Raw genomic sequence first — 310 nt, 5'->3', positions numbered from 1 at the left:
CGAACGCGACGATTTCGGTCGATCTCGAGGCGAAGGAAATCCGCGGGCCGGATGGCGGCGTGGTCAAGTTCGACCTCGACGACTTCAAGCGCCACTGCCTGCTGAATGGCCTCGACGATATCGGGCTCACCATGGAGAAGGCCGGCGCCATCGCGTCCTTCGAGAAGAAGAACGCCGAGCTGCGCCCCTGGGCCTGAGAGACTGTTTCGAAATTCTACTCCGGCGGCCATCTGATGGCGTTTTCTGCGCTTCCGTTGCTCACGGACGAAATGTCCGCTGCCTACGGTTCTCGAAAACACCACCAAATGAC

The 310-nt window shown here is 60.0% G+C and carries 1 pseudogene; it reads left to right on the top strand.

Annotation, left to right across the window (positions count from 1 at the left end):
* Positions 1–197, top strand: a pseudogene (locus tag EN845_RS34560) (3-isopropylmalate dehydratase small subunit); the annotation flags it as partial.
* Positions 198–310: the final 113 nt, after the last annotated feature.

Source organism: Mesorhizobium sp. M8A.F.Ca.ET.202.01.1.1, from assembly GCF_004791595.1.
In the GTDB taxonomy this organism is placed as follows: Bacteria; Pseudomonadota; Alphaproteobacteria; order Rhizobiales; family Rhizobiaceae; genus Mesorhizobium.
The sequence above is the reverse complement of the archived record's forward strand: the minus strand, read 5'-3'. Positions and strand labels throughout refer to the sequence as shown.